Annotated in this window: 12 protein-coding genes; 2 read left to right on the top strand and 10 right to left on the bottom strand. The window is 39.5% G+C overall.

From position 1 onward, the window contains the following. Window positions 1–88 precede the first annotated feature (88 nt). A complete protein-coding gene (locus JOJ89_RS06220; RefSeq protein WP_203289900.1) occupies window positions 89–430 on the top strand; it encodes a DUF805 domain-containing protein in 342 nt (113 codons plus the stop codon). 42 nt (window positions 431–472) lie between these two features. On the opposite strand, the gene JOJ89_RS06215 is transcribed toward JOJ89_RS06220, so the two are convergent. Continuing rightward, complete coding sequence (locus tag JOJ89_RS06215) at window positions 473–868, bottom strand: OsmC family protein (RefSeq protein WP_481825272.1); 396 nt, start codon at window positions 866–868, stop codon at window positions 473–475. 211 nt (window positions 869–1,079) lie between these two features. Here JOJ89_RS06215 and JOJ89_RS06210 point away from each other — a divergent pair, with 211 nt between their 5' ends. Further along, a complete protein-coding gene (locus tag JOJ89_RS06210; protein ID WP_242524670.1) occupies window positions 1,080–1,958 on the top strand; it encodes a glycosyltransferase in 879 nt (292 codons plus the stop codon). A 5-nt stretch (window positions 1,959–1,963) separates the two neighbouring features. Here the strand turns inward: JOJ89_RS06210 and JOJ89_RS06205 are convergent, their stop codons facing one another. The 9 genes from JOJ89_RS06205 to JOJ89_RS06165 are packed head-to-tail and all read right to left on the bottom strand — an operon-like array spanning window position 1,964 to window position 12,281. After that, window positions 1,964–3,322, bottom strand: coding sequence for a CDP-glycerol glycerophosphotransferase family protein (locus tag JOJ89_RS06205; protein ID WP_203289898.1), 1,359 nt, complete (start codon window positions 3,320–3,322; stop codon window positions 1,964–1,966). A gap of 37 nt (window positions 3,323–3,359) precedes the next feature. After that, window positions 3,360–4,310 carry a Gfo/Idh/MocA family oxidoreductase gene (locus tag JOJ89_RS06200; protein ID WP_203289897.1) on the bottom strand — a complete coding sequence of 317 codons (951 nt, stop codon included), beginning with the start codon at window positions 4,308–4,310 and terminating at the stop codon, window positions 3,360–3,362. Next, complete coding sequence (locus JOJ89_RS06195) at window positions 4,295–5,257, bottom strand: NAD-binding protein (RefSeq protein WP_203289896.1); 963 nt, start codon at window positions 5,255–5,257, stop codon at window positions 4,295–4,297. The genes JOJ89_RS06200 and JOJ89_RS06195 overlap by 16 nt, the downstream gene beginning before the upstream one ends. A gap of 16 nt (window positions 5,258–5,273) precedes the next feature. Further along, a complete protein-coding gene (locus JOJ89_RS06190; RefSeq protein WP_203289895.1) occupies window positions 5,274–6,743 on the bottom strand; it encodes a hypothetical protein in 1,470 nt (489 codons plus the stop codon). 20 nt (window positions 6,744–6,763) lie between these two features. After that, window positions 6,764–8,233, bottom strand: coding sequence for a CDP-glycerol glycerophosphotransferase family protein (locus tag JOJ89_RS06185; RefSeq protein WP_203289894.1), 1,470 nt, complete (start codon window positions 8,231–8,233; stop codon window positions 6,764–6,766). A gap of 36 nt (window positions 8,234–8,269) precedes the next feature. Further along, window positions 8,270–8,989 carry an acylneuraminate cytidylyltransferase family protein gene (locus JOJ89_RS06180; RefSeq protein WP_203289893.1) on the bottom strand — a complete coding sequence of 240 codons (720 nt, stop codon included), beginning with the start codon at window positions 8,987–8,989 and terminating at the stop codon, window positions 8,270–8,272. A 3-nt stretch (window positions 8,990–8,992) separates the two neighbouring features. After that, complete coding sequence (gene neuC / locus JOJ89_RS06175) at window positions 8,993–10,150, bottom strand: UDP-N-acetylglucosamine 2-epimerase (RefSeq protein ID WP_203289892.1); 1,158 nt, start codon at window positions 10,148–10,150, stop codon at window positions 8,993–8,995. Continuing rightward, complete coding sequence (neuB, locus tag JOJ89_RS06170; RefSeq protein WP_203289891.1) at window positions 10,147–11,166, bottom strand: N-acetylneuraminate synthase; 1,020 nt, start codon at window positions 11,164–11,166, stop codon at window positions 10,147–10,149. The genes neuC and neuB overlap by 4 nt, the downstream gene beginning before the upstream one ends. Continuing rightward, window positions 11,166–12,281, bottom strand: coding sequence for a DegT/DnrJ/EryC1/StrS family aminotransferase (locus JOJ89_RS06165; protein WP_203289890.1), 1,116 nt, complete (start codon window positions 12,279–12,281; stop codon window positions 11,166–11,168). Before JOJ89_RS06165 ends, neuB begins: the two co-directional genes overlap by 1 nt. Window positions 12,282–12,540 lie beyond the last annotated feature (259 nt).

The following is a 12,540-nucleotide window of genomic DNA, read 5'->3' as shown; positions in this document are numbered from 1 at the left end:
TGGAATTTCGCTATTTTTTTCTTCAAATGTCAGAAGAAAATGGTATATTTAATAAGTCGTTCATTTTTCTGAGAAAGGAGGAAATCACATGCATTGGTATCTGGATGTTATTAAGAAATATGCGGTGTTTCAAGGCCGTGCAAGACGTAAGGAATACTGGATGTTCTTTTTATTCAATTTTATCGTAACCATGCTTTTAACAATGGTTGAACTTATGATCGGACTCCCGTCTGTTTTAGTTATTATTTATTCTCTTATTGTTCTTTTGCCTTCACTTGGTGTTGCTGTGCGCAGACTTCATGATGTCGGCAAAACCGGATGGTGGCTGCTTATCAGCCTTATCCCGGTTGTCGGCGGAATTGTTCTGCTTGTTTTCAACTGTTTGGACAGCGAGCCTGGAGCTAACAAGTACGGGCCAAGCCCAAAATAAGAAAAATAAAAAGCGAAATCCATTTTTCAGGATTTCGCTTTTTTACATGGTCTTGCTGCCCTTTACTCCGTTAATCGAGTACTCAGCTGTGATTTCAGCATTGAGGGATTGGGAGACGGAACAGTATTTATCTTTGGAAAGCTGAATGGCCCTGATCACTTTTTCTTCAGGAAGATCGCCTTCCAGTTTGTAATGAATATGGATGGCTGTGAACCGTTTTGGATGGTCCTCTGCCCTTGTGCCGGTGAGGTCCATTTCAAATGCCGACGGATTGAGGCGCATTTTCTGCAGGATGCTGATGATATCAATTCCTGTACAGCCGGCAACAGCATGAAGTAATAGCTCTGTTGGTCTTGGTGCAGAGTTTTCTCCTCCCGCTTCTGTTGGACCATCCATTTTTACTGCATGTCCAGATGGCGATGTTCCTGAAAAGCTCATGTTTCCATTCCATTTAATTATTGTATTCACAACTGACAGCTCCTTCCACTTACACTCTTTCTTACTATTCTCGTGCTTCTTTTAAATTATAAGGGTTTTATCCACACAATAGCATGCAGAAAAATGGCCAAACTCTAATTAAATGAACCGATATGAAATTCCTGCATAGGTTAAAAAAGATATTCTCCTAACCAAAAGGGTGTGAAGTATATTGGAAAAACCTCTGGTTTCCATTATTATGCCAGTTAAAAATGAAGGAATTCATATTAAGAACACCATTGAATCTGCTTTAAACAGCAAAACAAACTGCCCGTTTGAAATCATTGTCGTTGATGATCTTTCAGACGATGGATGCTGCTCCTTTCTGGGTCAATCCAGAGAATCTCGCATAAAATTGGTGCGGACCTCCGGGCTCGGGGCAGCCAATGCCCGTAATGCCGGAGCTGATGCTGCGAATGGGGAAATTTTTATTTTTTGCGATGCGCATGTTTTCTTTGAACATGACTGGCTTGAAAAACTGATTGAGCCCCTTTTGCTGGGAACAGCGGATGCCGTTAATCCCGGGATTGGTGATTCAAAACGGCCAGCACGTGTAGGCTATGGCATTACTTGGAATAAACAACTTGACATTGAATGGAGAAAGGAAGGAAAAGATGGACCATTTCCTTCTCCTTTGCTTGCAGGAGGATGCTTAGCTGTCACTCGTGCTGCGTTTGAAGATATTGATGGATTTGAACGGGGATTTCAAGTTTGGGGACGGGAGGATGAAGAGATATCCCTCAAACTCTGGCTTTTCGGCTATCGCTGTTATATTGTCCCTTCAGTAAAAGTTCTGCATGTATTCAGACAGAGCTCACCGCCATTCAAGCTGAGCTGGAATCATGTAAATTACAACCTTCTGCGTATGGCACATCTCCACTTCAGTAAAGAACGGATTGAAAAATGCAGGAAATTGGTCAAATTCAGCCAGGAAGATAAACTGATGGCTATGCTTGAAAAAAGCGATATTGATCTGAAACGGGCTCTTTATGAGAAAAAAAGGAAGTATGATGATGATTGGTATATGGAGAAGTTTAATATTCCTTTTTAATTCTGCTAGAAAAGTTTTGAATTTCCAGTCAGTAATTGTGCCAAATAAGCTGAAATCCGATCGATTGAACCTTCAATCTGATGAAACAGCTCAAGGATCTGCTTTTTATTCCTTTCGACCCATTGCTGATAGAATTGCGGGTTTGTTTGCATCTTCGTAATGATTGACGTTAGTTCTGAAGCTGAGTGAACGGACGGAAACCTTACGTACTCTTCCGGATAATTATTTTGATAGATTTGAATAACAGGTCTGTTTAAAGCTGCTGCCTCAAAGATTGCAGTAGAATAATCCCCGATTATGAGGTCAGATTGAACAATCAGTTCATATAAATCTGTATGTGTAATAATTTCTCTCTCTTTAATAAGACCTTTTTGAATTAAAAACCTGCAATCTGACTTTTTAGAGTTTGGATGCAGTTTATACAGCACCTTCAAATGCTTTAAGGGCCTGATACTTTTTAAAAAGAGAGACACATTACTTATATTGAATTCTTCTTTAGGAGAGCCTGTAAAAATATAAAGAATTTGAAAGCTGTCTTTCCTGTTGTTTTTTTTTGCTTTGACTGTTGTCAGGACATGCTCCAATTTAGGATTTCCGAGAATAACTGAACTTGGAATCTCTTTTTTTCTATTTAGTAATTCCTGAAAAAAATGACCCCATAGTACAACTAGATCTGCTCCCCAAAAATCGTGCGGCTTATCCTTGTGTGCCGAAATTAACCCATGCTGCAATAATAAAAGGAAAATCGGAGATGATGCAGATTTAATAGATTCCACGCAGCCAGGCGTTAATATAAAATGAATTCCGGCAATACATTTTGGCTTAATTAAAGCAATCAATTGGTCCGTAAGCAGTTTATCAAATGCATATCTTTTGTAAAAAGCATACAGTTTATTTTTTTGGGAAATCGTTAACTTTGAAATCGCTGTAAACGATGCCAGCTCTTTTTCATAGAATCCGGAAAAATATGAAGCAGCACGTTTATAAAGGTTGTGTTCCTTTACAAAAGTATTGTAATAAATTTTATTGATTTTTTTGGAGAGCATGGCTAAATTGGGAGAAGATTTCTCATACACGATCAGGTGAATCCGGAAACCTTTTTCAGCGAGAGCATTGGCAATAGGAAATAAAAGATGTTCATAATCTTTGCGGTAGCACCCAAACATAAATAAAAGATCTCCCGAATACCATCCATTATTATTAAAAACATCCGCGTCAAAGTCTTTCATTTCCCCTCCATTATCAAATGAAGGCTTATGCTTGACTGGATCAAGAATTTCATGCCTGTAAAGCGGTTCAAGATTGTCCTGAATAATCGCTGGATAGTGGTTTTTCTTTGGCGTTGAATGCTCTTTTTCAGTCATATCAGCACCTCATACATTAAGCATTTTAGATTTCGTGTTATTTCTTATTCAGCAAATAGAGATAGATCTCTTTTACATTCCGGCACTGTTCTTCCAGACTGACCAGATTTGACTTGTCTGTCAGAAACGATTCCACTTGTCTATATAAGCCGGGTTTTAAGGTCTCATCGTACTGATAGGCAATAGGAACTTCTTTTTTCAAAAAAGACCCATGTTTCATACTATATAACTTTTCAAGAGGCTGAAGAATATAGGTGCTGTCAACTGTTCTAACTTCGATTCCCCATCTGCCTGGCGCCATCCAGTTGGCATGGTAACTAAAAAGAATGTTTTGATCTGTTTCTCCCGCACCTGTAAAAATGGCTCCATCAGGATGCCAGGCTAAGTGACCTGAAACAAATCCTTTTATGGACTTCGGCCTTCCTGCCAGAAAAAAAGCCAGATCAATGACATGCGAAGAATTTGCAAGGAGCCAAATCGTTTTTAATTCTCCTGAAATAGCACTGCCTTCGATTTTTTTGGACATCTCTGTAAAGTCAAAGTGAATCGAGCGGATCGGATTTTCTTCCGTTACCATGGACTGCAGTTTTTGTACAGATTCATAAAACCGCCTGTTGTAGCCAATGTAAACCCTGGCATGAAAGTTAGCGGCCGCAAATGCAATTTCGTTCAATTCTTTAAGGCTCGAAGCACCGGGCTTCTCCAGAAGTAATTCTTTTACTCCACTTTTCAACAGCAGCATAGCCGTAGATTTTAATTGATGGACTGGTACAGCCACAATGGCTTTCTGCTGTGAGTGGTTTGCTAAAAATGCTGCAAATTCTCCTGAGGATGCTGCATAACCCGTTTGTTCTTTAAATCTGGCTGCAGTCTTATCCGATCTAGTATATGGATAAAATGGCTGCTTCATCTCCTTTAGTACTTTTGCATATTCCACTCCCATTTCCCCGCAGCCAATCAGCAGGATGTGACTTATGTGATTGGACATTCTTCCACCTCATATCCAAGTGCTTTCGAAAAAAAATCATTCAACGGAGCAAGCAGTGCTAAGTGCAGCTGTTTGGACGTTTCATAGTCCGGAAGCAAACACACACCCGATACTAGGATAGCTTTTGCAAATAATGATGTGAGGCAGCTTTGCTTTGGATATTGAATGGCTTTTTCATAATGGGTATTCGTATGAATTAACTCAACCTTGCAGGTTTCCTTCAAAGGAAACACCGTCCATCTTTCATGACCAAAGTCGAATGTGATGCAGTATTCTTCTGGCGATTGGCTGTTGGCAGCAATGGTTAGAATAGATCCATGTTTCGTACTTGCTTTTAAGGTGCCCGTCACTTCCAGGTATCCTTTGCGCTTACTTTCAACAACGCTCTCAAGTTGTTCTGTTGTCACAATAATGTCTTGTGAATTTGTCAGATAAGATAGTAAATCAAGTTGATGAATGCTGTTGCAGCCGATTCCAAAATGCTTGTAGTCGACAGATATGTTAACCTTTGCCGTTATCTTCTTTTTTATTTCTTGATAAATTGGAAGAGTTCTTAAAGGACAGTTCACCCAGCAGCCCCGGACATGAAAATCTTTAAGCAGCTGTGACATGATTTCATAATCCTTCTTCTTTTGAAATAAAACCTTTTCTAATATAAGGTAGGCAACAGAAGTTTTCTTTAAGACCTGCTCGACTGCTTCTAATCTGACTTTGGAATTGGTTGCGATGATACACAAATCAATCTTGTCAGGAATGGCGATTAAGGACTCTGCCGAGTGACATGATATATGATTCACAGCAGCTTGATGAAATTTATTTTTTATTCGATTTAATGCCTCTGGGTCTGGATCAATCACATAGATATTCAGTGGTAAACCTGCTGAAAGCAGTCCTTCAAAATGTCTGAATCCAATATTTCCGCCGCCAACTATCAGCACATTAAACATGATTAAGATCTCCTTCTCACAAGGATGAAGTTGAAATGATTTCTTGCAGTTTAGATTTTACTATGGCAGGTGAGTCCTCGAAAGCTGACAGGGAATGACTCAAAAAGACTTGCAGTTTCTTCTGCAGGTTCAATGTAAACTCAGGGTCAGATGCCAATTGGTAAAGATTCTCCTTGAGCGAATTTTCGTCATTGACGATTTCGCCTGCTTCTGCATGCACTAAATGTGAATTGAGCTTATTATGACTAAGTTTATAATGGTATGGAATATTGGGCTGAAGAATGAGCAAAGGTTTGTTCAGAAGTGCAGCCTCAACAGCTGTATTAGACGAAATGGTCATTAATGCGTCCAGATGATGCAGAAATTCATAAAGCGGATAATCTGCAGGAACAAATTTTACATTTTCATTATTTTGAATGATTGAATACTCATGCTGATCAGCCCTGTGCTTTTTGACAATGAAAGATACAGGAAAGCTTTTGGGCACACTGTCTATCCATCGCTCAATCTGGTCATTTGTATTTGGAAAAGGCTGAGTAGTAAAGCCAATAATCTTGTGATTCTCTGGTATTTCCCATGTATTCATGAATTCTTCTTTTGTAAGATCGGCAGGCTTTCTTTCATAATAAAATTTAACGTTTCCTGTTTTAATAATTTTGGTTTCACTGATATTCCTGCTTTGTAAAAATTTCTTCTGGTTATCCCCCCATACAAAATAATAGTCTGCTCTAGATGGAATAAGCGGCTGATCTCCTATTAAAAGCAGCGGCATATTTATAAATGGAATCGTGTATTTTTTGGCTAACAGACCAAGAATTGTTCCAAAAATACTCGCTTCGGATGGACAAATAATAACGGAGGGTTTTGTTTTAAGGATAAGCTGGTCAAGCATGTAGACCCATTTTATAACCCCTTTATATGCTTTTAACAACCACTGTCTAAAGTGCTGACTGCTTAAATAATAGTGAGCGGGCAGAAGCTTCAGAGCCTCTTCAATCTGACTTCCAAGCAGTCTCTGCTGCTTATTTAGTACTTGATTATTCACTTTCATTAAGACATTTCTAAAATAGTAATGCTTGAAGTTAGGAGGTTTTTCTGCCGGCAGCGGCTTAGAAATAACTCCATAAAGGGTCACATCGTATTCACGCAGCTGCTCATAAGCAAAAGAACTGTATTCATCTGATAGCAAAATGGCCTTTCTGTTGGTTTTTAAGTTTACAGTGTTCACATTAGCGTTTTTACCCAGCTTTTGATGAATATCACTCATTTCCAAAAACCGGTTTTGTTTTCGCAGAATGGCGAGTAGATTGCGGTTAGATAAATTTGAATCAACAAATGGCTGAAGATGAGGAAGCAAGAACTGGCCTGCTAAGCAATGAGATAGAGGTACACCAAAAATAATAATGGAAGAGAAATACTTAAAAAAATCATCCAATAAGGAATATTTCAGCAAGTGATAATCATTTACTTCGTTTTCGCCAAACATTACCCGTCATCGCCTCTCCTCTATCCATTGTGTTTGTTCATAATTTCTGCAAGTTTCTTTTTCACTGCCGCAGGGGTCGTTTTTGGATCAACAAGAGTATTCTGTTTAAAAGCACCTGCCCGTTTTTTCAAGACCGGCAAATATCCTGGATCAGTATTTATTTTATTGAGTGCACTTAAGAAATCCATTTCATTTTTAATGGTTTCTCCTGCCAGCTTTTCAGAAAAATATGCTACATTTCTGTTATGATTCAGAACATAATGATAGGGCATTTTAGGCTGCAGAATCAGCAGAGGTTTATCCAACAGTGCTCCCTCAAACGCTGTTGTGGAAGCAATCGTCATTAAAATATCTATATGGTGGAGAAATTCATATAACGGATATCCCTCTTCAAGAATCAATACATTCTTTTGCTTTTTCAACAAGGGATAATCATATTTATCATTCCGGTGTTTTTTTACGATGATTTTCATTGCAGTTTGGTTTGCTGCAGAGGAAATCCATTGCTCGACTTGTTCATTTGTATTAAGATACGGCTGAGTCGTATAACCCACTAAAAGAAATTGATTGGGAATCTTTCTGTCATTCATGAACGTTTCTTTAGAACCCGCCATGTCCTTTCTGTCATAAAAGAATTTTACGTTGCCTGTGTCAAAAACATGTTCTTCAGGCACCAGCCTTTTAATAAACCATTCTTTTTGATCCTTTCCCCAGGCAAAATAATAATCAGCTCTTGAAGGGATAAAGTTAAGATCGCCAATCGTGGTAAGGGGCATGTTAACAAATGGAATTTGATACTTTTTGGACAGCAGCCCAAGAATGGTTCCGAAAATGCTGGCTTCAGATGGGTTTATGATGACAGCTGGCTTCGCTTTCAGGATGAGCTGATCTAATATCACTGTCCATTTAATAATTGTAATGCACGCATTTCCAATCCACTTCTGAAATGCCGGTGTGCTGAAATAAAAATGATTCGGACGCTGTTTCAGTTTTGCATCTACTTGCTTTTTTAAAGCAGTCTGATGTCTGGCTACAGTTTGCTTGCTGATATTAAGCAATTCATTTCGAAAAATACAGCGTTGAAACTTTTTAGGTGCTGGCTTTGGGAACTCTGTTTCGTGGACTCCGTAAAGTGTAATATCATATTCGCTTAATTGATCAGCAGCAAAAAGGAAATAATCATCTGCCAGCAGGATAGATGTTTTATTTTTAGCCAGTTTGACCGGAGCAATCTTTTCAAAGGAGAGCAGCTTTTGATTGATTTCTCCCATTGATTTAAAATCATGCTGTTTGCGGAATGCTTCAATCAGTTTAAAATTTTTTACATTTTCATCAACAAATGGCTGAAGATGAGGCAAAAGATAAAGCCTGGATAAACATTGTGCAAGCGGCAATCCTAATAGTTTAATTGAAGAAAAATAATCAAAAAACTCATAAAGCATAGAATATTTAATAATGTGGTAATCATTTACTTCCAGTTCTCCGAACATCTGATATTACCTCCCAGAGCTTTCACCTTATACGTTTTACAAATCACTTCCAAATATTCTCCGTTCCAATAAGTGCTCTGCCACACAAAAATCCGCCTCATCATCAATATCCACTGCTCTTTCGTTCGGAATGATGATCCCTCCTGGACGATCACCTAAAAAGTGTACGCTCTTATCCTTGAGGGTATCCGTAAAAAATGCATAGACTGAACCTGCGAGCTGATAGGCTCTAGGCAGCTTTTGGCGTGGGAGAAACGGATTCGCGCCCTCTAAATAGGTTGTTGGGGTGGAGCCTTCCATTTTCCATGCCTGAACCGGGTTGGTATCTGCTTCTGTGAAGGTTGCAGCCGACGTATACCTTTCTTTATTATCTATAAGAAGATCCAGGCAAGCATAAATATCTTCTTTCGATCTAAGGGGAGATGTCGGCTGAAGATAAAGAATAATATCATAGGTTTCATTTCGTTCTTTTAAAACAGTTAATGTATGCAAGACTGCATCAACCGGCTGTGAATAGTCAGCCGAAATATCTCCCGGACGCTCTATCACATCTGCTCCGAAAAATTGAGAAACGATTGAAATATTCAAGTCATCGGTAGAGACAACCGCTTTGTCAATTTCGGGAATTTCTTTAAGCAAACCGATTGTCCAGGAGATAAGCGGTTTTTTACAAAGTATTTTAATATTTTTATAGGGAATTCCTTTGCTTCCTCCCCTTGCAGGTATCAAGGCTAAGATTCGTTTATTTTTATACATCCTTTATTCACCTGCCTTCTTATTCAAAAGCCGCCACTGATCTATTGATTTATTTAACACGGCAAGTACATGAGATTCCGGGCAGTTTGTCACGTCATATGGGTTGCTGGATTCGATTTTCTTTGAATGCAGCAGGCTGCTGACAGCATTCACCACTGCTTTTTCATCATAGGGGATTTCGATTACGTTGCTTCCTTTCTCTCTCCCATTCTGCCGATTTCCAAGCAATACGAAAGGAAGGTGAAAAAAAGGCGCTTCTATTAACCCGCTGCTTGAATTTCCTATTAATACATCCGCTTGGCTTAGTAAGAACAAATAGTCTTTTTGAGGAACGGACGAAAAGAAGGCTGACTGTTCCGCATGCTGACTGCAGAATTGCCGGAATTTCTGATTGAACAATTCTCCGCCTGCATCACTGTTTGCTCCAATGAAAATCATTTGCTGATGTTTGAACGAATCAAGCGAAGAAATCAGCGTGTCAATTTGTATGGCTACTGGCACTGAATCCCTTGAATCCGGATGGAAAACTACTAAGAAAAGCTTACTTTTAGAATCAATAGAATATTTCTTTTTGAGCTCCTGCATCTGTGACTTATTCATGTTTTTCACTTCATTAATTTCAGTCTTTCTCAAGCTTCCAATCACTTGTATCCTCCATTTTTCTTCTCCGAGGTTCAATAGGTTGGTGCGGGATTTATCAGATGAAACAAAATGAAGATGTGCAAGCTTTGATATAGCATGGCGAATAGAGTCATCGGCTGAACCGCTGAACTCCCCTCCATGAAAGTGAACGATGGGGATGTTTAAATAATGAGCGGATATTGCACCCGCAAGCATTTCACCCCGATCACCCAAAACGAGCAGATAATCCGGTCTTATTTCATCTAAGATAGTTGAAAAATAAAGGATGCCGAGACCTAAAGATTGAGACATGGCAAGTTCGCTGTCACCTTTTAATAAAATGGCAGGTGAAGCTGCAATTTGAAGGTTATCTTGTTTAATAGCCTCAATGGTATTTCCATATTCTTGGATGACATGCATGCCCGTTACGATAAGCGATAAGGAAAAATCTTCGCTTTTATCGAGAGAAAGAAGAAGGTTCCGATAGATTCCATAGTCTGCACGGGTTCCTGTCAGACAGACAATATGTTTTTTATTCATAAAAAATCATCCCAGGATAACGGCTGATGCTGTTTTTTAAAAGTCTTTAAAATTTTGCCTAAAACATTCTCGTACTCATTAGCTTCTATGCCTTCCAATGGACGCAGGGCAACCAGATCCAGTTCAGTCACCACAGTACCGGCCGGCAGGTCACACTTCAGATAAAGACCTCTTCTGACAAGAGGTTTAACTTGTGTTTCAAGGTTTGTCAATTGCTTGTGTGGAGATCCGAGGGCCGTCTCTGTTAACCGTATCTGCCGCACCATCTCTTTGAACTCTTCTGCCGGCATTGAAGCAGCATGATCCGGTCCCGGCAGTGTCTGATCCAGAGTAAGGTGTTTTTCAATAATTTTTGCTCCAAGCGCTATAGCAGCTACAGGTATATGGATGCCGGATGAATGATCCGAATAGCCAATTGTAAATGGATAGCGGTTAATATAGTCTTTAATCACATGCAAATTGAGCTCTTCTTCAGGTGCCGGATAGCTTGACGTACAGTGAAGAATACAGATTTCCTGTTTTTCATTCAGAGATTGCAGGTAGCTGATGGTTCTGTCGATTTCCTCCAGCAGAGCCATGCCAGTTGAAAGAATAATCGGTTTCTTCTTTTTGGAGATTTGCTTCAGCAGGGGGAAATTAGTCAGGTCTCCGCTCCCTACTTTGAAAACCTTCATTCCGATTTCGTCCAATATATCCACGCTTTTCACGTCAAACGGTGTTGCCATGAAAAAAACATTTTTATTGTCGCAGTATTTCTTCAGTTCAATAAAATCTGCGTAAGAAAGCTCCAGTTTTTTGAGCATTTCATGCTGAGTTGCTTCCATTGTCTTTTTTTGATAGTCTGCTAGTCCGGCGGTTCTTGTTGTCAATTCGTCTGCCTGAAACATTTGAAATTTCACAGCATCTGCCCCTGCACGGACAGCTTCATCCACCAGTTTTTTCGCCATATCCAAAGATCCGTTATGATTAACCCCAATTTCCGCAATAATAAATGCTCCATTTTGCAGATTCAGCATTATCCTTGCTCCTTCGTTAGAAGCTCCTTAAGAGCAGCGATAACAAATTCTTGTTCCTCTTCTTTTAAATCATTAAAAAACGGCAAAGCCAAAGAGCGCTTTCCAAGCATTTCAGCGCATGGAAAGTCTCCTTCTTTTGTTTGAAAGAGAGATTTATAAAAAGCCTGCAAGTGGATGGAAGGGAAATAAGGCTTAGTCTGGATACCTTTTTCCAAAAGCTCTTTCATTACCTCATCACGGTCAGCTGTCTCAGGGACAAGAACCGGGTACACAAACCAGCTGATTTCAGCGTCAGGATGCTCAGTGAGATAAGCAACAGGCACTTGATGATGATCAATTAAGCTGCGGTAATGGTCAGCAGCTTTCTTTCTTTTCGCTAAGATTTCCTGAAGTCTTTCCATCTGGCCAATTCCAATAGCCGCATGTACATCTGACAGCCTGTAATTGTAGCCAAGCCTCTCGTGAATAAGCCACTCATTACTGATGTTTCTCCCCTGATTGCGAAGACTTGCACAAACCTCATACAAATCTTTCTTTTGTGTAACAAGCATTCCGCCCTCTGCAGTTGTGATCTGTTTATTTGGATAAAAAGCAAATATGCCAGCATCCCCAAACGTTCCGGCAAGCTTGCCTTTCCAAGTCGCACCCAGGGCTTCGCAGGCATCTTCAATCACTTTTAAGTCATACTTCAAAGCGATTTCCATAATCTTATCCATATTGCACGGATGCCCAAAAATATGAACAACAAGGATTGCTTTCGTTTTCTCCGTCACAGCTGCTTCAATCAGCTTTTCATTCATAACGGCTGTATCTGGATGTACGTCAACAAACACAGGCATTACACCTTCGTACAGTAAACAATTGCTTGATGCTATAAAACTGTAAGGGGAAGTAATGACCTCATCTCCTTCAGTAAGCCCAAGCGCTTTTACTGCTGCATGTAACGCACTTGTACCGCTGTTCATAGCCACAGCAAAAGAAACGTTCAGCAGATCCTTAAACTTGCCTTCAAATTCTTTGACTTTATCTCCCAAGCTCAATTTTCCTGAATCCAACACATCCATCACGTATTTCTTTTCTAAAGATGTAATATCGGGCTTCGATAAAGGAATCATTCCTGCATTCTCCTTTTTTAAGTAAGGCAATCTTGTAATAAAAGCTTCTTTTCCGTCTCTTTTATCATATTTTCCAACCTTCTTTTCGCCTGTACCAAGAGCCTACTCAATGAAAAATAGGTGATGCATCCTCAAACCTTTTTCTAATACCAGTATATTCCTATTTGCAAGCATCAGAAGAAAAGAGTAAAAATAGGCCAGTCCTTTTTAAAAATCAGATGCCATTTCCAGATTTGATCGCTTTTCTGTCATGTTTTCC

Origin of the sequence: Metabacillus sp. cB07, assembly GCF_016839225.1 — a bacterium.
Classification (GTDB): Bacteria; Bacillota; Bacilli; order Bacillales; family Bacillaceae; genus Bacillus_P; species Bacillus_P indicus.
Note: the sequence above shows the minus strand (reverse complement) of the source record. Positions and strands in the feature narration are given on the sequence as shown.